The sequence below is a fragment of the Pseudonocardia charpentierae genome, from assembly GCF_031845345.1.
GTDB classification, from domain to species: domain Bacteria; phylum Actinomycetota; class Actinomycetes; order Mycobacteriales; family Pseudonocardiaceae; genus Pseudonocardia; species Pseudonocardia charpentierae.
On record NZ_JAVREJ010000029.1, the window covers coordinates 24,556 to 42,341 of the forward strand.

Sequence of the window (17,786 nt, forward strand, 5' to 3'; positions counted from 1 at the left end):
GCCGTCAGGACTTGGCGTTGTCCGACTTGGAAGCCTGTAGTCCGAGCAGACGTTCGGCTTCTTCGATCCCGCCTTGCAGGTCGCCGACGGTGTTCATCTTGGTGAGGTCCACCCCGATCGTGACCAGTGTCTGGGCGATTTCTGAGGACAGTCCGGTGATGATGACGTTGGCGCCCATGAGTCGGGAGGCGTCGACGGCTTTGACGAGGTGGTCGGCGACGGCTTCGTCGACGTCGGGGACGCCGGTGATGTCGATGACGACGACTTTGGCGCGGTGGGTGCGGATGCCGCGTAGGAGTTGGTCGGTGAGTTGTTGGGCGCGTGGGCGGTCGAGGATTCCGATGATGGGGAGGATGAGGAGTCGTTCGCGGACTTGGAGTACGGGGGTGGACAGTTCGCGGATGGAGTCTTGTTGTTGGCGGATGACGCGTTCGCGTTGTTCGACGAAGCTGACTGCGACGGTGTTGGCGATGCGGTTGGCGGCGGGTTCGTAGGCGTCGAGGACGCGGTTGAGCAGCTCGAAGTCGTCGCGGTATTTCTCGAACAGGGATCGGGCGAGGACGTCGCGGAGGAGCAGGACGATGCCGACGACTTCGTCGGTTTCGACTCCGCGGGGGATGATGCGTTCGGAGAGGTCGCGGGCGTAGCGGCGGAGTTCTTCGACGCTGCCGGTCTCGAGGACTGCGACGTAGTTGTCGTAGACCGAGGTGACCTCGGTGAACACCTCTTGTGCGGTCATCGCCGACAGCAGCCGCGCGTCGGTGATCCGCTGCGCCCATGCCTTCCGCAGGGAGGTGCGGTTCGTCTGGAGATGGGCGACGAGCTCGGGCAGCAGCACTCCGTGTTCGGATGACTGCTCGACATCGCCGACCAACGAACGCGGTGCTGGCACGCCGTCGTCCTCCTCGCCGTCGTCGACCCGGTACACGCCGGTCGCGTGCTTCGTCGTCGTCATCGTCCCACCCCTGTCGACCCTGCGGTGTCGTCAACCGTGCCGCTCGGCTCGGGTGCGCGTCCCGGTTCGACGCGTGAGCGTAGACCTGCTGACCGCTCCCGGTTGGCGACCTTCTCCCGCGTCCCGCGTCATGTCCGACCGCACTCGGAGTCACAAGAGAGAAGACCCGACAGGACGAACCCCCGAGCGAGTGGAGGAGTTCCAGTGAAGTGCGGAGTACGAGTGGCCCTGGGAGTCGCAGGCGGATATCTCCTGGGCCGAACCAAGAAGATGAAGCTCGCCCTGATGATCGGTGGCATGGCCGCCGGCAAGAAGGCCGGAGGACCCGGCCAACTCCTGGCCCAGGGAACCAAGCTCCTCGGCCAGTCTCCCGAGTTGACCCGACTGACCGATGAGATCCGTGGCCGGTTGCTGGACGCGGGCAAGGCAGCAGCCGTGGCGGTTGCGACGCGTCAGGTCGAGGCCCTCACCGAGCGGGTGGTGGGCCGGGTCGGATCGCTGACCGATGTCGGCGGCCGGACGGTGACCGATGTGGGGGACACGGTCGGGGACGTCGGTAGGTCGGTGGGCGACGTCGGCCGACGGGTCAGAGGTCGGTCGCGCCCGGACGACGACGCGTACGACGACGAGACGGTGAGTGCCGACGCTGCCGGCGACGAGGACGAGGTCATCGACGAGGAGGCGGCCGTCGATGAGGACACGGCCGTCGATGAGGACACGGCCGTCGATGAGGACACGGCCGTCGATGAGGACACGGCCGTCGATGAGGACACGGCCGTCGACGACGACACGGCCGTCGACGAGGACACGGTCACCGACGACGACGCGGCTGTCGACGATGACGCGGCTGTCGACGAGGAGCGCACGGACGAAGACACGCTCGACGACGAGGACGCCGTCGACGGCGAGGAGCCCACCGATGAGGACGCCGTCGACGAGGAGGAGGACGCGGCCCCGGTCGAGGCGCCACCGCCGGTCCGTCGACGTGCCTCGAAGACCGCGGCGAATGCACGGCGCGCCGGCGACCCCGCGGGGACGCGCGCGGCTGCTGCGGGCTCGGCCGCCGTCCGGGCCACCGGACGTCGCTCCGGTCGGTCGGCGAGGGCACGCCAGGGGGGCAGCGATGCCTGAGCAGCGCGACGACAGGAACGGGCTGGCCGACGCCTTGCCGACCGATGCACTGAAGGTCGCCGGACAGCAACTGCTCGGCCTGCTCGTCCAGCGAGCCACGGACGCGGCGGCTCAGCGGGTCTCCGGACTGGCGGACCGCCTCACCGACGTCACGACGAGCGGCGGTGACGTCCGGGCGGCCATGACCGGTGGCCGGACGCAGAGCGACGACCCGGACGCTGAGAACGACGGTGAGAACGACGGCGAGCAGGACGACAAGCCGGGCTTCTTCGCCAGGGCGTGGAGCAGCGTGAAGGGCGCCTTCGGTGGCGGAGGCGGTGGCGGTGGTGGCGGGTCCAAGAAGCTCAAGATGACCAACATCGTCGAGAGCATCGACATCGGCCTGCCTCTGCGCACCACCTACAACCTGTGGACGCAGTTCGAGGACTTCCCCAGCTTCATGAAGAAGGTCGAGACCGTCGAGCAGGCAGCCGACGAGAAGACCAACTGGACGGCGAAGGTCTTCTGGTCCCGCCGCACCTGGGAAGCGACGACCGTCGAGCAGGTGGCCGACTCGCACATCGTGTGGCGGTCGACAGGAGCCAAGGGCCACGTGGACGGTGCTGTCACCTTCACGGCGCTGGGCCCCAACAGCACGCGCGTGCTGCTGGTGATGGAGTACTGGCCGAAGGGTTTGTTCGAGCACACGGGCAACCTGTGGCGCGCGCAGGGTCGTCGCGCTCGTCTGGAGTTCAAGCACTTCCTCCGCCACGCCATGACCAGCGCGATCCTGCACCAGGAGGAGATCGAGGGCTGGCGCGGCGAGATCCGCGACAGCGAGGTCGTCACGACCCACGAAGACGCCCTCGCGGCCGAGCAGGCTGCGACCGAGACGTCCGAAGGCGACGACTCGGCCACTCAGGACGAAACCGACGAAGACGCGTACGGACCCGACGACGCCATCGCGGAGGAGGACGCGGAGGAGGACACGGAGGAGGACGCGGAGGAGGACACGGAGGAGGACACCGAAGACGTCGACGACCTCGACGACGAGGACACGGCCGCGGCCGAGGACGACGAGTTCTACGACGACGAGGAGTACTCCGAGGCGGAGGAGCCCGACGCCGAGGCCGACGAGGCCGACGAGGCCGACGAGGCCGACGAGGCCGACGACTACCCGGACGAGACCGCCGCCCGGGCCCCCGCGCGATCCGGCTCGAGGGGCTGACCGATGTCCGTCACGACACAACGAGGCGGCGCCGGCAACGGAGCCGTCGAACGCGCCCCAGGCGGGGGCTCGAGCAGCCTCGCCGACGTGGTGGCACTCATCCTCGACAAGGGCCTGGTCATCGACGTCTTCGTCCGGGTCTCCCTGGTCGGGATCGAGATCCTGACCATCGACGCCCGGATCGTCGTTGCCAGTGTCGACACCTACCTGCGGTTCGCCGAGGCGACCAACCGGCTCGACCTGTACGAGAAGGGCGGGAAGGACCTGCCGGAGCTCGTGCAGTCGATCACCGAGGGCGGGGCCAGGGGCAAGACCACCGGGGTGATCGAGGCTGCTGCCGACGCCGTCGGGGACATGTTGGCCCGCGGTCGTGAGGAGCGCGAGGAAGTCCGGCGTCCAGTCCGCCAGCGGCCGAGGGAGCGTCAGGAATAATGGAGACCGACGCGGTGAAGCCCACCTACGTCTACGGCCTGGTGAGAGCCGACACCACCCTTCCCGAGGGTCTGGCGGGGCTGGGCCCCTCCGGGCGGGTGACGACGATCGTGCACGGCCACCTGGCGGCGATCGTCAGCGACGTGCCCGTCGGCCGTCCTCTCGGGGTGCGGGGCGATCTCGTCGCCCACGAGACGGTCCTCGACGCCGTGGCCGGCCGAGCCGCAGTCGTTCCGATGCGGTTCCCGGCCGTCGTCGAGGAGCATGCCGTCGTCGACGAGCTTCTCGCGCCGAACGAGGACCGCTTCCTGACGCTCCTGGACGGGCTCGAGAACCGGATCCAGTTCACCCTCACCGGACGGTACGAGCAGGACGCGGTGCTGCGCGAGATCCTCGAGGGGGATCCGGAGATCGCCGCGCTGCGGGAGAAGATCCGATCGCTGCCCGAGGACGCGACCTACTACCACCGGGTGCGGCTGGGCGAGCTGGTGGTGCAAGCCCTGGAGGACCGCCGGGACGTCGAGGCCGCAGAGATCGTCGACCGGCTCGGGCCGTTCGCGGTGACGACCGCCTCGAATCCACTCGCCGCCCCCGAAGACGTGGTCAACACCGCGTTCCTCGTCGAGCGGAAGCGCCGGCGGGAGTTCGAGGACGCCGTGGAGAGCGTCGGGAAGGCCCTGGCCGGTCGGATCCGGCTGCGGCTGCTCGGACCGGTCGCTCCGTACGACTTCGTCGACGAGGAGTAACCGGTGGGGTTGGTGACCGGGCTGCTCGGGCTGCCGCTGGTACCGGTTCGCGGCGTCCTGTGGCTTGCCGAGCAGGTCCTCGAACAAGCGGAGGACCAGTTCTACGACCCGGCCCGCATCCGTGCCCAGCTCGATCGGGTCGACGAGGCGCGTCGCAGCGGTGAGCTCTCCGAGGAGGAGTGCACCGAGATCGAGAACGAGCTGCTGCAGCGGCTGATGCACCGGCGTGGCTGACGCAGCCGCCCGCAGAGTTGCGTGAGGGAGAGTCCGATGTCCGACCGAGCCGCCCCTGGAACGGGCCGGGACCGTGCCGCTTCGGCGGGGCGCGAGGCGGCGGGCGGTGGACGTCTGCAGGGGAGGGCGGCGTTCATCGCCCGCCGGGCGGTGGAACAGATCGCCGCACTGGTTCGGCGGCGGCCGGAGCGGGTGATCTCGATCGAACCCGCCGACGGCGGTTGGCGGGTCGGGGTCGAGGTCGTCGAGACGGCTCGGATCCCGGATACGACGGACATCCTCGGTGTTCTCGAGGTACTGCTCGATGCCAACGGCGACCTCGTCTCGTACCGGAGGACGGGCCGCTACGTGCGGGGTGACGTCAGCCGGAGGTGCGGGCGATGACCTCCGGAGGAATGGCCGTGCCCGGACGCGCCCGGCAGCCCGTCGAGAGCACACCGCAATCGAGCAGCCTGGCCGACATCCTGGAGCGGGTCCTGGACAAGGGCATCGTGATCGCGGGCGACATCCGGGTGAACCTCCTGGACATCGAACTGCTCACCATCAAGATCCGGCTGCTCGTGGCTTCGGTGGATAAGGCACGGGAGATCGGCATCGACTGGTGGGAGCACGATCCCACCCTGAGCTCGGGCGGCCGGGAGCTGGCGGAGGAGAACCGGCAGCTCCGCGAGCGGGTCCGCGCGCTGGAGTCACGGGGCACGGCGCGGCGGACCAGGCCCAGCGGCGAGCATTCGAAGACCCGCAGCCAGGAGAGCGCGAGCGATGAGTGACATGCTCGTGTACCTCTACGCGGTCGGCGGAGCCGCCCTTCGTACCGTTCTCCCCACGGGGCTGTCGGGGATCGGGGACGCACCGGTCCGGGTCATCGTCGCCGACCGGCTTGCCGCTGTCGTCAGCTCCGTGGACCCGCTGGGTTTCGGGGCGGAACCGTTGCGGCGCAACCTCGAAGACCTGTCCTGGCTGGCGTCGACGGCTCGCGCCCACCACGCCGTCGTCGACGCCGTGTGGCGCCGGGAGCCGGTCGCTCCACTGCGCCTGGCCACGGTCTACGTCGACGACGACAACGTGCGCGCGATGCTCCACAGCCGCGAGGCCGCGTTCCTGGCGCTCCTGGACCGGGTCCGGGGGCGGCAGGAGTGGGGCGTCAAGGCGTTCGCCGTGCCGGACCCCGAGGCCCAACCGGACGAGGACGACGACGACAGGAAGCTCGGCCCCGGGGCGGCGTACCTGCAACGCAAGCGTGAGACGCGCGACCGGACTTCGCGCCTCCGGGGGAAGGTGCATGACGCGGTCGAGGACCTGCACCGAGTGCTCGCGGCGTCGGCCGAGCACAGCCGCCGCTACGTGCTGCAGGACCCGCGGTTGTCGGGCCACCCGCCCGATCTCGCGCTCAATGCGGCCTACCTCGTCGAGCAGTCGGCGTCGTCGAACTTCACCAGCGCTGTCGACCATTGGCGGTCGCCGTACCTGCAGGTCGAGCTGACCGGTCCCTGGGCGCCGTACTCGTTCGCCACCTTGGAGGAATCATGACTCTCGCCCGGCGTGACGACGACCTGTACCTGATCGACCTTCTTGATCGTCTCCTGGCCGGAGGCGTGGTCCTCTCGGGGGACGTGACGATCTCGCTCGCCGGAGTCGACCTCATCCAGATCTCTCTGCGGGCCCTCATCAGTTCGGTCTCCCGGATGGTCGAACCATGACGTCGCTGCCCGAACGGATCGAGAGCGAGCCGGACACGGTCGGACGTGATCTGGGCCGGCTCGTGCTGACGCTCGTCGAGCTCCTGCGCCAGCTCATGGAGCGGCAGGCGCTGCGCCGGGTCGAGGCCGGCGACCTGCCGGCGGAGACCGTCGAGCGGCTCGGGCTGGGGCTCATGCACCTGGAAGAGGCGATGGAGGAGCTCCGGCAGCACTTCGGGCTGGAACCGGAGGACCTGAACGTCGATCTCGGGCCGTTGGGTCGGCTCCTGGCACCACCCGCCGAGTGACGCTCGGCGGCGAGACACCGTAGGAAGGGATGAACCATGAATTCGACCTCCACTGTTGCCGGCCGTGCTGCCGGTCGCACCGGCACGGCCGCGCCACGCGGCGCCGCGTCACAGGCGGCGCGTGCCGCCGGTCGGCAGATTCTCGCCACCGCCGGGAACCAGGTCCTCAAGGCCGCGGTGGACCGGGCCGTCAGCAAGGTCGATCAGACGGCCGGCCGTCTGGACGAGTTCGCGGCGCGGGAGCCGCGACCGCCGCGTGCCCGTGTCGCCGGTACGCCCCTGAAGGGTGCTGCCGGGTCGGGTGGTGGTCCTGGGCGGGGCAGCGCGGTGCGGGCGAAGGTCGGTGCGTCGTTCAGCTTCGTCGCCCACCGCGCGATGGTGCTGCTGCAACTGATCCAGCGGTTGGCCCAGCAGTTGCTCGATGCGCTCGCCCGCCTCGTCCACCGCGTTCGGGGTAAGGCCGCGCAGGAGGAGCCCGAGGAGGCCCCGCAGGAGGAGCCCGAGCAGCCCACGAGCTCCGGTCGGACGCCGCCCGGAGTCGACAGCGGGAAGACGGGGAAGAGGCCGCGTCCCCCCGGTGATGCAGCTGCGGGGCAGGCGCAGCCGCCCCGTCGTCCGCGTCCGGCGCCGGGCGCCCCCGCGGCGCCGGCCCGTCGGCGAGTCCCGGGAGGTCAGGCGGGCCCGGACGGCGTCCGATGAATGAGCTTCTGGCAGAGCGTTCTCCGGTCGGGCGTCGCGGGGCTGCAAGCCCGATGGAGGTCCCGACACCGCGACGTAGTCCGTTGACCTCCAGCTTGTGGAAGCTGGGGAACGCACTGGTGGACCGCGGGTTGCGGGCCGCGCTGACAGGGGTGGACCGTCTCAGCGAGAAGTTCGAGGACGTGACACGCCGTGGTGGGCTGCTGCCGGCTGCAGCCGGGGGAGGGCTGGCGGCGTTCGTCGCCGGGCGGAACCCGATCTGGGGTGCGGTGCGAGGGATGATCACGGGGACGAGCACCACGACGAAGGTTCTCGTCGTCCTCGCGATCGTTCTCGCCCTCGTCCTCGGGCCGGTCGTCCTGGTGCTGCTCCTGCTGACGCTGATCGTGGTGGCCGTCGTCGTCGCGGTTCGCTCCGGCGCCGGCGCCTGATGTGAGCACGAGTCGTCGGGGACTCGACTACGATCCGGCCCGCGGACGCCCCACGGACGTGGCGGAGAGGGTGCAGGTGGAAAGCGCGGAAGCCGAGATCGAAGACCCGATCCTCGATCTCGTTCCGCTCATCCGCCGAGTGGTGGGCGCCCGTGTCAAGGACCCGCATCAGGCCGAAGATCTCGTGCAGGAGACGCTCGCCCGGGTGATGGCGGCCCGGAGCCGCGTCGAGGGCGACACCCTCGCTCCGTACGCCGTGGTGACGGCGCGCAATCTCATCGCGACCGCCGCGCAGCGCGACGAGCGGGCCCGTCGTCAGGCCCATCTGCTCGTGGAGCACGACGAGTCGGTGGACCTGGACGAGGCGACGTTACGCAACGACGAGACGTCGATGGTCGGGGCGGCGCTGTCGCGCCTGAGCAAGCCGGAGCGGGAGATTCTCCTCGCCCACGAGGTGGAAGGGGTCGACACCGCATCGCTCGCCGCGCAGCGCCGCTCCACCCCCGGCGCGATCGCCGCGCAACTCAATCGGACCCGTGCCCGTCTGCGTATGGAGTACCTGCTCGCGCAGAGCGGAGCCGAACCACCGACGGATCGCTGCCGGCCCGTTCTGCTGGCACTCTCGGCCGGTGACCGACGCCGACAGCGAGAAGTGGACACCTCCGGGCATCTCCTCTCGTGCGACTTCTGTGCTCGGTTGAGCACACCGTTGCTCGAGCGCCGGGCAGCGCCGGTCAACGCCAACGAGACGAAGGTGCTGATCGTTGCCGACCCGGACGTCGTCACGGCCCGCCAGAAGGGCCGTGAGATGGCCGGCCGTGCCGGCTTCTCCTCGACGGACCTCACGCTCCTGGCGACCGCGATCTCGGAGATCGCCCGCAACATCGTGAAGTTCGCCCGACGGGGCGAGCTCACGATCACGCTGGTCGCCGAAGGCGACCGGACCGGGGTGACGATCGTCGCCCGGGACAGTGGCCCCGGGATCCCGGACACGGCCCGGGCGCTGCAGGACGGTTACAGCACGTACCGCGGGCTCGGGCTCGGGCTCGGCGGCACTCGCCGTCTCATGGACGAGTTCGAGATCGTCTCGGAGGTCGGCGTCGGCACCACGGTGACCATGACGAAGTGGCGCGACGCCGTGGACGCCGACGCGTGAGGAAGGCGATGACAGACGTCATGAACGGCAGGCTCGGAAGCCGCGGCGGTCGGCAGGTCTGGGGGGACCACTGTCGCCGACCACCTGGTCAAAGCCGTCAAAGCCGGTGCCGCTTCCCGACTCATGGGCGCCAATGTCATCATCACCGGACTGTCATCGGAAATCGCCAGGACACTGGTCACGATCGGGGTGGACCTCACCAAGATGAACACCGTCGGCGACCTGCAAGGCGGCATCGAAGAAGCCGGACGAACGCTCGGCTTCGCAGTGACCAGGAATCTTGATGTCCACCACTGACGCGGGTACGGACACGCAGGAACCCCTGCGCGTCTCGATCCTTGCGCAACGGGGTTACCTCGTCGCGTCCATCCACACCGCGCTCGACGACAGCCAGCTGGTCCGGTTCCAGCGCGACCTCATGGAGCAGATCGGCTGGAATCGAGCGCGCGGAGTGATCATCGATGTCGCAGCACTGGACGTCATCGACTCCTTCGCCTCTCATACGCTGCGCAGCCTGGCTGCGGCCGCCCGGCTGCGCGGCGCGCAGACAGTCGTGGTCGGGATCCAGCCCTCGGTCGCCATCGCGATGGCGACGTGGGGTCTCGCTCTCGAGCCCGCGCACACCGCGCTGGATCTCGAAGAAGGGACTGCACTGCTCGACGACCTCGTCGGTCGATGAGCACACCTCGACGATTTCGATCCTTGGTCGACCTGCTGATCCGGTCACAGTGCCGCCACGGCGCAGCTCGCAACAATTGCCAGCTCTGCAGCCGGCTTGTCCGTGATCGACACGATGAACTGGCCGGCGACCTCTGCGCCGGGCGTGTGGCCGGAGCGCAGTTCATGAGCGACCGCGTGGAGTTCACGAGTGTCGCATCTCTCGAGTAGATCTCTGACTGCTCGATCCGACCTGTACTGATCCTGCGCCCACAGTCGCAGCCCGGCAAGCAGGAACGCCGACTCGCGAAGAAGTTGTTGGCCGGCCTCGGTCTCTCCGAGGATCGGCGAGTGCGCCTCGATCTCTCGTGCAGACCGGGCAAATAGCTGATCCAGGCGGTCCACCTGCCAAGTATCCCTGAAGGACGGCCACTGATAAAGGCCTGCATGAGCTCATTTCAGCTCTCGCCCACCTTATGTCCGACGCCGGACACGAGTACGATCGATCCGCTGCGGTGTGCGAAAAGTTCTGTGGCTGGAGGTGGCATGAAGCGTGACGTCGGGTCGGAACGGGAAAAGCTTCCCATGAGGCGGAGTCGACGCTGGATCGAGCTCAGCGCCGCGGCGGGCAAGATCTCTCAGGAGCCTCGGGGTCGAGAAGACGGAGACGTTCCCCCTGATCACTCGGGTGATGTGGTTCCGCTCGACGGCCCAAGGCGCGCCCAGGACGACAATGACACCTTGCCGCCGGCGCCGCTTATGCTGCTTTCTGAAATGAGCGTGCTGGCCGCCAGGATTGCCCTGTCGGCAGTCGTCGAATCCGGCAAGTTCCTACGAGTACTGACGGCGCGCCCCGCGCGCTCCGCGCAGGCGGGGCGATTCGTCGACAGGGACTGAACCGTCAGCAGTCTGATTCTTCGTCAGGCTGTGCGTCAGCGCTCTCCGTCTCCTCGACTTTAGCGCTCTCCCCCTCGTCGCTTTCATTGCTCTCCGACTCGCTCGCACTCAGCTCGCCGACGGCGGCGAGGCCGACCAGGTCGTTGTTCTCGTCGTACTCACGAAGATCCATGTCGGCGTCTGCACCGTTCTGCTCGACCGTCTCCAAGAACTTCCTGAGCTCATGCAGAGAAACCGGCTCTGCCAGATTCACGCTCACTGTCACCAAAATCGTCATGGTCTACACCTTCTTTCGAGAGTCGTGTTGAAGGGGTGCGGACACCGGTCACTGGGCCTCGGAGTCAGTGCCGGTCGTCTGTCACTGTGATGTCGAGCGTTCGTTCGGCTTCTTCGATGCCGCCTTGCAGGTCGCCGACGGTGTTCATCTTGGTGAGGTCCACCCCGATCGTGACCAGTGTCTGGGCGATTTCTGAGGACAGTCCGGTGATGATGACGTTGGCGCCCATGAGTCGGGAGGCGTCGACGGCTTTGACGAGGTGGTCGGCGACGGCTTCGTCGACGTCGGGGACGCCGGTGATGTCGATGACGACGACTTTGGCGCGGTGGGTGCGGATGCCGCGTAGGAGTTGGTCGGTGAGTTGTTGGGCGCGTGGGCGGTCGAGGATTCCGATGATGGGGAGGATGAGGAGTCGTTCGCGGACTTGGAGTACGGGGGTGGACAGTTCGCGGATGGAGTCTTGTTGTTGGCGGATGACGCGTTCGCGTTGTTCGACGAAGCTGACTGCGACGGTGTTGGCGATGCGGTTGGCGGCGGGTTCGTAGGCGTCGAGGACGCGGTTGAGCAGGTCGAAGTCGTCGCGGTATTTCTCGAACAGGGATCGGGCGAGGACGTCGCGGAGGAGCAGGACGATGCCGACGACTTCGTCGGTTTCGACTCCGCGGGGGATGATGCGTTCGGAGAGGTCGCGGGCGTAGCGGCGGAGTTCTTCGACGCTGCCGGTCTCGAGGACTGCGACGTAGTTGTCGTAGACCGAGGTGACTTCGGTGAACACCTCTTGTGCGGTCATCGCCGACAGCAGCCGCGCGTCGGTGATCCGCTTCGCCCACTGCTCACGCAGCGACGTGCGGTTGGTCTGCAGATGCGACACCAACTCGGGCAGCAACGCCGCGTGGTCTCCCCAGACCTGCTGATCATCGCCCGGTCCGGGCCCGCTGTTCGCCACGCCTGTCCTCGCCTCTCTCAGTGACCCCGAGCGGGGGTGGCCGACCATCGATCCGCGGGAACCGAAGGAAGGTCCCGCGGGCGGATAGCGCCCTTGTCCGATCGCTCGCTGCGGGTGCAGCGCCTATTACAGAGGACTCGTTACCGGCCGGCGCATGACGATGATCTCCGCCCGTCGACGAGGCGAAGCCGTCCGGTCCGCGAGAGCAGCGGTCGTAGAGGCGGCGGAGCCGTCGGATGCGGAGCCCATGATGGTTGTCTCCGTGTCGGCGACGATCACTGGCGCAAAGCGGATCTACGTCGTCATCGACCTCACCGCGATGTCGAGGTCCACGTCCCCGGACCGGCCGGACTGCCGGTCTACGGTGTGCTCGTGGCGAGTGCGACCGACACCGCGAGCGGAGCCAGGATCCAGGTGGTCGACGCCCACCACCATCTGCTCGCCCTCGGCGAGGTCGAATATCCGTGGATCCGGACCCGTAGCCCGGTCCTCGAGGCGCTCCTGGACAACTACTACGACATCGCCCACGACTACGACCCCGCCGCGTATCGTTCGGACCTCGTGGGGCTGAGCGTGATGCAGACGGTTGCGTGTGAGTTCGGCGCGGCGGACCCTGTGGCCGAGGCGACCTGGATCCAGCGCTGCGCGGACTCCGGTGCCGGCCCGGACGGATTCGTCGCCGCCGTCGACCTCACCTCGGACACCCTCGGCGAGACGCTCGCCCACTACCAAGACCGACCCGTGGTCCGCGGGGTCCGCCAACCGCTCTACTGGGCCGCGGACCCACGGAAACGCCTCGGCGCACGGCCCGACTTCCTGACAGACCCACGATGGCTGCACGGCTTCGAGCGGGTCGCCGAGACGAACCTGGTCTGGGATCTGCTCGTCTACGACGAACAGCTACCCGACGCCCATGAGCTCCTCCGGTCGTTCCCCCAGACGCCGGTTGTGCTCGAAGCCGTCGGGTGGCCGCTCGACCACTCCGCTGACGGCTTCCGGCGCTGGGCCGAGCGGCTTGAGACGGTGAGCGAGTTCCCGAACGTCACGCTCAAGATGCAGGGCCTCGCGCTGTTGTTCGGCCCTACACGGACCGCGATCGAGCCGTGGGTCCGCCGGGCACTGGAGATCTTCGGGCCGAGGCGCTGCATGTTCGCTACTCACCTACCCGTGGACCGGCTCCTGTGGAGCGCCGAGGAACTCCTCCAGACCATGTCCGCCATTCTCGACGGCTTCGCGGCCGACGAGCAGCACGACTTCTTCGCGGGGTGCGCGCAGCGTCAGTACGCGCTCTCGTGAGCCGAGGGACCGACCGCGTTTCCCATGTTCAGGTTGACTGGGTGTCGTAGCAGCCCAGGCGCGTGGTGCCTGGATTGTCGCGGGCGGCGCCTGACTCATGCTCGGACCGGGCGGAGGAGCTGTACGAACTGGTGCCGGCTCGATGTATTGGTCTTCGCGTACACCTTCGACAGGTGGAAGTTCACCGTGCTGCGGGTGACGAAGAGCTCCTTCGCGATCTGGGCGTAGCTGAGTCCTTCCAGCAGCAGCTTGGCGACCTCGCGTTCTCGATCCGACAGGGGAGCGAGCGGGTCGTCCGGCACGGTCGCCTGCGGCAGGAGGATTGTCGTGTAGCGCCCGGCGTCGAGTCGGGTCAGTGCCAGCGCTGCCTGCTTCCGCACCTCGGCGTCGGCCGTCTGGCGTGCCGCGTCGATCCGTGCCAGGGCCGCGAACGAGTCGAGGCCGGGCAGACCGGCCTGGGCTAGGGCGCTGACCGACGCGAAGTGGCCGCGGAGCCGACCGGCACGCGCGCGTAGCCAGTCCGCGGCGTTGGCCTGCCACTCGCCTTTCTGCTGTGCGGCGAGGGCGTCGGCCCAGGCGTCGGTGGCGTCGGCGTCGCCGGCCCAGGCGGCGCCGAGGCCCATCGCCATGAGCCAGAGCGAGGGGGCTCTCCTGGTGGTCGGCAGGGTGGGGGCGCCGAAGTCCGCGGTGCGGCGGGTCCGCCAGTCGTGCCGGTCCTGCGGGGTTCCGGTGAAGGCCAGTGCGGCGATCTCGGCGACGTCGCCGGTGTAGATCGCACCGGGGATCGGTCCGGCGAGCCGGGCGTCCCGGCTGCGGGCGAGGCTCGGCCGCGGGTCGTCGCCGGTGACGACCGCCGCCAGCGGGGCGATCGCGAGCACAATGGGGTGCGGCGGCACCTGACGCGGGCCGGCCGCCAGGGCCAGGCCGATGCTGATCGACGCGCGCCGCCACTCGCCGCTGCACCATTGCGCGAATCCCAGGAAGGCGTGGAAAACACCGTCGTCGAGGTCCGCGGCGCCCTCGTCCAGCCGCTGCGTGACGACGGTCAGGTCGCCGATCGCCGCTGCGGTGGACCCGGAGACGGCAAGAACCGCGCCGCGCCACGACAACCGGGCCAGTCCCTCGGGTGAGGCGGCGAGCGCGGCGCGGTCCACGCCCTTGAGGTCGTCGACCCCCCACACCGGGTCGTCGCGGCCGGCGCCGGCCTGTTTGACCTGGCCGTAGGTCATCTGGAACACCCGGCGGAAGGCGCCGTCCTGCACCGGTGCGGCTGCGGCCGCCTGCAGCGGCGCCAGCGCGTGCGCCGGCGTCCGGCCTGAGGCGAAGGTCGTCCAGCCGTGGATCACTCGCGCCCGGTAGGCGTTGATCGGGTCGAGGTCGTCGGGGTCGAGGGCGTCGAGCACGCGGCCGGCTCGCACCCATCGGCGGGTGGCGGAGAGCCACAGCGCGTGCACGAAGCGCCGGTGGGCGCTCGCGTGCTCGTCGAGCTCGGTGACGGAGACCTCGTCGAAGTCGCAAGCGATGATCGCCTCGATCTCGGCGTCGAGCAGACGCCGCTCCCGAGCCGCGACCGCCATGGTGGCGCCGGCGGCGAGGCGGCGGTAGCGCGCCGCCTCACGGAAGAGGCCGCGGTTGTGCCGGTCGTCGGCGTGCCGGTCGAGGTCAACGGCGAGACCTTCGTCGGGGCCGGGAGCCGCGGCGAGGCGGTGCCGCAACCGGTCGCCGGCGCCGGTGAGCCGTGCAGCCGCGGCGCGGTGCAGGCCGCGCCGCGCCGAGACGGGGATCGTCTCGTAGGCGGCGGCCCGGAGCACTGCGTGGACGATGCGGATCCGGGGGACGGCCGATGTCCGGTCAAGCTGAAGCAGGTCTTCGTCCGCCAGCACCTCGACCGCGGTGTCGGCATCGGTCACCCCGCCGACCGCGGCCGCGGTCGGAACATCGGTGAAGGTGTCGCCGAGCACGGCGAGGGCGTGCAGCAGCCGTGCCGCGTCCGGGGCGAGTTCGGCAAGGCGGGCGTGGACGGCGGCGGCGAGGTCGGCAGGCGCGGGCAGCTCGCCACGGGCGGCCAGCGCCGCCAGCGTCTGCGACGAGTGCTCCTGCAGCAGTGCGCGCATGTGCAGGGGGCTACCACCCGTGTGCGCGCGTAGCTGCTCGGCGAGGTGGACCGGCGCGTCGGGATGAACAGACGCGACGAGGGCCGTCGAGCCGTCGATGTCCAGCCCGTCGAGATGGACGGTCGGTGCACCGAGCCGGCGCCATGCGGGGTGCCGTCTGCCGAGCGGACGGTGCGCGACGAGGACGAGTAGCCGGTCGCCCGCGGCGCGCTCCACGAGCGCGGTCAGCGTGTCGACCGACTCGGGGTCGATCCACTGCAGGTCGTCGACCACGAGCGCGACCGGGCCGGTGAGCTGCCGGTTGTCGACGACCTGGCCGAGCAGCCGCATTGCCTGCATCATGTTGCGCGGCTGTACTGACCCTGTCTCTGCATGCCATTCCTGCAGGAGCTGGAACCTCTCGTCCTGTGCGCTCTGCTCGCCGTACGCGCGCAGGGTGTGGAAGCCGTCGAGCCGCGCTATGGCCGCGTGCAGCAGGGCGCTCTTCCCGAACCCGGCCCTGCCTTCGATCGCTAGCACGGTGGGGGTGCCCGCTCGGGCCGCCGCCGCGGCGTCGTCCAACACCTCGATCGTCGGGGCGGGCCACCGCACGGGGCACCTCCCTGCGAGGAACTGTTCACTTCGACCAGTCGGCCGGGGGCCGACCCCGCTGATGCTGATGCTATGAACCCCGTCAAGGTAATCATCGGATTCGTCCCGTTTCTCCTGTTCTCCCTGCTGGCCGTCCTGGTTCCCGTCGGCTGGCGGCTCTCGCCGGGCTCGTGGCCGCGATCGTCGTGGTCGCAGCGACCGCCCGCGGCGGGATCAAGATCCTCCCGGTGGCGCAGGCCGTGATCCTGGCCAGTATGACGGTCGTCGGCTTCACCGGCGACCGGCTCGTCGACGCCGACCTCGTCAAGTACGGGCCGGGGCTCGCCGGGCTGCTGCTGGGCCTGTTCATGGTCGCGACGGCGGCTACCATGCCGTTCACGGCGCAGTTCGCCCGCAGCGAGGTGCCACCCGAGTTGTGGCACAACCGGCGATTCCTGAACCTTAACCGGCGTATCAGCACCGCTTGGGGGCTTGCCGTCCTCGTCCTCGGCGCCTGCCACCTGGTCGGAGCGCTGATCGGCCTCGAGGACGCACAGCTGCTGGTGCGGCTGGCGGTCAACTGGGTGCTGCCGCTCTTCGCGTTCCAGCAGGCCGGCGCCTACACCAAGCGTGTCGTGGCCACCGCGCATGCGATGCAGGAGAGGAACGCGTCGTGACCACGACACAGGCCCGCACGGTGGCGGAGCTCGACCACTGCGGCACCCGCTCGCACGAGGTGTACACCGCCGGCTTCTACGACTCCGGCTGGGACTACGTCGTCCGCTCGCTCCTCGGCAAGGCCTCCCGTGGGGGCGCCGACGCCGGGGAAGTGCTCGCGACCATCGCCGCGGTCGAGCCCGGAGACCGTGCGGCATGGTTAGCGGCCTGGGTCGCACTCGGCGAACGCATCGCCGCCGTCGGCGCGGCCTGCGCCCAGCGGGGCCACCGCGTCAGCGCGGCCCGTGCCTATCTGCGGGCGGCCGACTACCTGTCCGTCGCGGTCAACGCGATCGACGGCCTCGATGGCACTGATGACCTGCTGCCGGCGTTCCGCGCCCACTGCGCGGCCTGGGAGGGCTTCGCCGCCACCACCCACTGGCCGGTCGAGCGCGTCGACATCCCCTACGAGGGCGCCAGCATGCCGGGCTGGCTGTTCCACCCCGACGCCTCGGGGGCTGTGCGGCGCACGCTCGTGGTGAACAACGGCAGCGACGGTTCGCTGAGTGGCTGCTGGTGCGAGTGCGCTGAAGGTGGCCTCGAGCGCGGGTACAACGTTCTGCTGTTCGACGGCCCGGGGCAGCAGTCGATGCTCTTCGAGCGCGACGTCCCGTTCCGGCCCGACTGGGAGAAGGTGCTCACGCCCGTCGTCGATTTCCTCGTCGGCCGCGACGACGTAGACGCCGACAAACTGGCGGTCTACGGCGTGAGCCAGGCGGGCTACTGGGTGCCCCGTGCCCTCGCGTTCGAGCACCGGTTCGCCGCGGCGGTCGTCGACGGCGGGGCGGTCGACATCAGCCGGACGTGGTTCGCGCACATCCCGCCGCCGCTCCTCGAGCTCTACCAGCAGGGTAAGAGCGAGAAGTTCGACACCGAGATGGCGTACGGCATGCAACTGCGGGGCGGCAACGCTGCCCAGGAGGTCTGGCAGTTCCGCGCCCGCCCCTACGGTGTGTCCGGGTACTCCGCCGTGCTCGACGCCGTGTCGCAGTACACGGTGCACGACGTCGCCGGCCGGATCACCACCCCGCTCTACATCACCGACCCGGACGGCGAGCAGTTCTTCGGCGGCCAGTCCGCCGAGCTCGCCGGGCTCGTCCCGGGCGCGACCCTCGCCAGGTTCACGCAAGAGGAGGGGGCGAGCTACCACTGCCAACCCATGGCGCGCGAGCTCACCGAGCAGCGCATGTTCGACTGGATGGACGAACAACTGCGGTGAGCAGCGTCGACGGGTAGCAGACCGAAGGTCCCGGCTTGCCCACTCCGCCGGTGTGATCAGAGTGGACGCCGGCGAATCGGCCCTAGGATCACCTGCACCGAGGCGGTTGAGCGTG

At 69.4% G+C, this 17,786-nt stretch carries 24 protein-coding genes; 18 read left to right on the forward strand and 6 right to left on the reverse strand.

Going from position 1 to position 17,786, the window contains the following annotated elements; all coding sequences use genetic code 11:
- Positions 1-4 precede the first annotated feature (4 nt).
- A complete protein-coding gene (locus RM445_RS27705; RefSeq protein ID WP_311559814.1) occupies positions 5-928 on the reverse strand; it encodes an STAS domain-containing protein in 924 nt (307 codons plus the stop codon).
- Positions 929-1,057: 129 nt separating this feature from the next.
- On the opposite strand from RM445_RS27705, the gene RM445_RS27710 reads away from it, so the two are divergent.
- From RM445_RS27710 to RM445_RS27755, 10 genes are read left to right on the forward strand one after another with little or no spacing between them, the layout of a single operon-like run.
- Positions 1,058-2,086 carry a hypothetical protein gene (locus RM445_RS27710; RefSeq protein ID WP_311559815.1) on the forward strand — a complete coding sequence of 343 codons (1,029 nt, stop codon included), beginning with the start codon at positions 1,058-1,060 and terminating at the stop codon, positions 2,084-2,086.
- Positions 2,079-3,293, forward strand: coding sequence for an SRPBCC family protein (locus RM445_RS27715; protein WP_311559816.1), 1,215 nt, complete (start codon positions 2,079-2,081; stop codon positions 3,291-3,293). Before RM445_RS27710 ends, RM445_RS27715 begins: the two co-directional genes overlap by 8 nt.
- A gap of 3 nt (positions 3,294-3,296) precedes the next feature.
- Positions 3,297-3,725 (forward strand): gas vesicle protein GvpJ, encoded by a 429-nt coding sequence (gene gvpJ / locus RM445_RS27720; RefSeq protein ID WP_311559817.1) that lies wholly within the window; start codon positions 3,297-3,299, stop codon positions 3,723-3,725.
- Positions 3,725-4,471 carry a GvpL/GvpF family gas vesicle protein gene (locus tag RM445_RS27725; RefSeq protein WP_311559818.1) on the forward strand — a complete coding sequence of 249 codons (747 nt, stop codon included), beginning with the start codon at positions 3,725-3,727 and terminating at the stop codon, positions 4,469-4,471. Before gvpJ (RM445_RS27720) ends, RM445_RS27725 begins: the two co-directional genes overlap by 1 nt.
- Positions 4,472-4,474: 3 nt before the next feature.
- Positions 4,475-4,705: a gas vesicle protein GvpG gene (locus tag RM445_RS27730; protein ID WP_311559819.1), complete on the forward strand. Its 231-nt coding sequence runs from the start codon at positions 4,475-4,477 to the stop codon at positions 4,703-4,705.
- Positions 4,706-4,741: 36 nt separating this feature from the next.
- The gene (gene gvpO, locus RM445_RS27735) at positions 4,742-5,089 is read left to right on the forward strand and encodes a gas vesicle protein GvpO (RefSeq protein ID WP_311559820.1); all 348 of its coding nucleotides are present in this window, start codon (positions 4,742-4,744) and stop codon (positions 5,087-5,089) included.
- A complete protein-coding gene (locus RM445_RS27740; RefSeq protein WP_397469409.1) occupies positions 5,086-5,475 on the forward strand; it encodes a gas vesicle protein in 390 nt (129 codons plus the stop codon). Before gvpO ends, RM445_RS27740 begins: the two co-directional genes overlap by 4 nt.
- Complete coding sequence (locus RM445_RS27745) at positions 5,468-6,235, forward strand: GvpL/GvpF family gas vesicle protein (protein ID WP_311559821.1); 768 nt, start codon at positions 5,468-5,470, stop codon at positions 6,233-6,235. Before RM445_RS27740 ends, RM445_RS27745 begins: the two co-directional genes overlap by 8 nt.
- Positions 6,232-6,405 carry a gas vesicle protein GvpJ gene (gene gvpJ / locus RM445_RS27750; protein WP_311559822.1) on the forward strand — a complete coding sequence of 58 codons (174 nt, stop codon included), beginning with the start codon at positions 6,232-6,234 and terminating at the stop codon, positions 6,403-6,405. Before RM445_RS27745 ends, gvpJ (RM445_RS27750) begins: the two co-directional genes overlap by 4 nt.
- Entirely contained in the window at positions 6,402-6,692 is a 291-nt protein-coding gene (locus RM445_RS27755; protein ID WP_311559823.1) for a gas vesicle protein K, read from the forward strand. Before gvpJ (RM445_RS27750) ends, RM445_RS27755 begins: the two co-directional genes overlap by 4 nt.
- Before the next feature lie 108 nt (positions 6,693-6,800).
- On the opposite strand, the gene RM445_RS27760 is transcribed toward RM445_RS27755, so the two are convergent.
- Positions 6,801-7,136 (reverse strand): hypothetical protein, encoded by a 336-nt coding sequence (locus RM445_RS27760; protein WP_311559824.1) that lies wholly within the window; start codon positions 7,134-7,136, stop codon positions 6,801-6,803.
- Between the two features lie 338 nt (positions 7,137-7,474).
- On the opposite strand from RM445_RS27760, the gene RM445_RS27765 reads away from it, so the two are divergent.
- From RM445_RS27765 to RM445_RS27780, 4 genes are all read left to right on the forward strand, one after another.
- Positions 7,475-7,822, forward strand: a complete 348-nt coding sequence (locus tag RM445_RS27765; protein WP_311559825.1) for a hypothetical protein — start codon at positions 7,475-7,477, stop codon at positions 7,820-7,822.
- Between the two features lie 76 nt (positions 7,823-7,898).
- Entirely contained in the window at positions 7,899-8,978 is a 1,080-nt protein-coding gene (locus RM445_RS27770; protein ID WP_311559826.1) for a sigma-70 family RNA polymerase sigma factor, read from the forward strand.
- A gap of 123 nt (positions 8,979-9,101) precedes the next feature.
- A complete protein-coding gene (locus tag RM445_RS27775; RefSeq protein ID WP_311559827.1) occupies positions 9,102-9,275 on the forward strand; it encodes an STAS domain-containing protein in 174 nt (57 codons plus the stop codon).
- Positions 9,262-9,657, forward strand: a complete 396-nt coding sequence (locus RM445_RS27780; RefSeq protein WP_311559828.1) for an STAS domain-containing protein — start codon at positions 9,262-9,264, stop codon at positions 9,655-9,657. The genes RM445_RS27775 and RM445_RS27780 overlap by 14 nt, the downstream gene beginning before the upstream one ends.
- A gap of 44 nt (positions 9,658-9,701) precedes the next feature.
- Here the strand turns inward: RM445_RS27780 and RM445_RS27785 are convergent, their stop codons facing one another.
- Positions 9,702-10,040 carry a hypothetical protein gene (locus RM445_RS27785; protein ID WP_311559829.1) on the reverse strand — a complete coding sequence of 113 codons (339 nt, stop codon included), beginning with the start codon at positions 10,038-10,040 and terminating at the stop codon, positions 9,702-9,704.
- A gap of 141 nt (positions 10,041-10,181) precedes the next feature.
- Between RM445_RS27785 and RM445_RS27790 the strand changes: the two genes are divergently transcribed.
- Positions 10,182-10,532 carry a hypothetical protein gene (locus RM445_RS27790; RefSeq protein ID WP_311559830.1) on the forward strand — a complete coding sequence of 117 codons (351 nt, stop codon included), beginning with the start codon at positions 10,182-10,184 and terminating at the stop codon, positions 10,530-10,532.
- A gap of 4 nt (positions 10,533-10,536) precedes the next feature.
- Here the strand turns inward: RM445_RS27790 and RM445_RS27795 are convergent, their stop codons facing one another.
- Positions 10,537-10,809: a hypothetical protein gene (locus tag RM445_RS27795; RefSeq protein ID WP_311559831.1), complete on the reverse strand. Its 273-nt coding sequence runs from the start codon at positions 10,807-10,809 to the stop codon at positions 10,537-10,539.
- Positions 10,810-10,873: 64 nt separating this feature from the next.
- Positions 10,874-11,755 carry an STAS domain-containing protein gene (locus tag RM445_RS27800; protein WP_311559832.1) on the reverse strand — a complete coding sequence of 294 codons (882 nt, stop codon included), beginning with the start codon at positions 11,753-11,755 and terminating at the stop codon, positions 10,874-10,876.
- A gap of 372 nt (positions 11,756-12,127) precedes the next feature.
- Here RM445_RS27800 and RM445_RS27805 point away from each other — a divergent pair, with 372 nt between their 5' ends.
- Positions 12,128-13,051, forward strand: a complete 924-nt coding sequence (locus RM445_RS27805) for an amidohydrolase family protein (protein WP_311559833.1) — start codon at positions 12,128-12,130, stop codon at positions 13,049-13,051.
- Positions 13,052-13,146: 95 nt separating this feature from the next.
- Here RM445_RS27805 and RM445_RS27810 read toward each other — a convergent pair whose 3' ends face one another.
- On the reverse strand, positions 13,147-15,756 hold the full coding sequence (locus tag RM445_RS27810) for a helix-turn-helix transcriptional regulator (protein ID WP_311559834.1): 2,610 nt from the start codon (positions 15,754-15,756) through the stop codon (positions 13,147-13,149).
- 170 nt (positions 15,757-15,926) lie between these two features.
- Between RM445_RS27810 and RM445_RS27815 the strand changes: the two genes are divergently transcribed.
- Both RM445_RS27815 and RM445_RS27820 read left to right on the forward strand, forming a co-directional pair.
- Entirely contained in the window at positions 15,927-16,412 is a 486-nt protein-coding gene (locus RM445_RS27815) for a hypothetical protein (protein ID WP_311559835.1), read from the forward strand.
- Positions 16,409-17,671 carry an alpha/beta hydrolase family protein gene (locus RM445_RS27820; protein WP_311559836.1) on the forward strand — a complete coding sequence of 421 codons (1,263 nt, stop codon included), beginning with the start codon at positions 16,409-16,411 and terminating at the stop codon, positions 17,669-17,671. The genes RM445_RS27815 and RM445_RS27820 overlap by 4 nt, the downstream gene beginning before the upstream one ends.
- The last annotated feature ends 115 nt before the right edge of the window (positions 17,672-17,786 follow it).

Bases quoted from the DNA above. Each gene is read 5' to 3' on its own strand.
- RM445_RS27715 (WP_311559816.1), top strand. From the start codon at position 2,079: ATGCCTGAGCAGCGCGACGACAGGAACGGGCTGGCCGACGCCTTGCCG.
- gvpJ (WP_311559822.1), top strand. From the start codon at position 6,232: ATGACTCTCGCCCGGCGTGACGACGACCTGTACCTGATCGACCTTCTT.
- RM445_RS27790 (WP_311559830.1), top strand. From the start codon at position 10,182: ATGAAGCGTGACGTCGGGTCGGAACGGGAAAAGCTTCCCATGAGGCGG.
- RM445_RS27745 (WP_311559821.1), top strand. From the start codon at position 5,468: ATGAGTGACATGCTCGTGTACCTCTACGCGGTCGGCGGAGCCGCCCTT.
- RM445_RS27740 (WP_397469409.1), top strand. From the start codon at position 5,086: ATGACCTCCGGAGGAATGGCCGTGCCCGGACGCGCCCGGCAGCCCGTC.
- RM445_RS27755 (WP_311559823.1), top strand. From the start codon at position 6,402: ATGACGTCGCTGCCCGAACGGATCGAGAGCGAGCCGGACACGGTCGGA.
- RM445_RS27780 (WP_311559828.1), top strand. From the start codon at position 9,262: ATGTCCACCACTGACGCGGGTACGGACACGCAGGAACCCCTGCGCGTC.
- RM445_RS27725 (WP_311559818.1), top strand. From the start codon at position 3,725: ATGGAGACCGACGCGGTGAAGCCCACCTACGTCTACGGCCTGGTGAGA.
- RM445_RS27775 (WP_311559827.1), top strand. From the start codon at position 9,102: ATGGGCGCCAATGTCATCATCACCGGACTGTCATCGGAAATCGCCAGG.
- gvpJ (WP_311559817.1), top strand. From the start codon at position 3,297: ATGTCCGTCACGACACAACGAGGCGGCGCCGGCAACGGAGCCGTCGAA.
- RM445_RS27795 (WP_311559831.1), bottom strand. From the start codon at position 10,809: ATGACGATTTTGGTGACAGTGAGCGTGAATCTGGCAGAGCCGGTTTCT.
- gvpO (WP_311559820.1), top strand. From the start codon at position 4,742: ATGTCCGACCGAGCCGCCCCTGGAACGGGCCGGGACCGTGCCGCTTCG.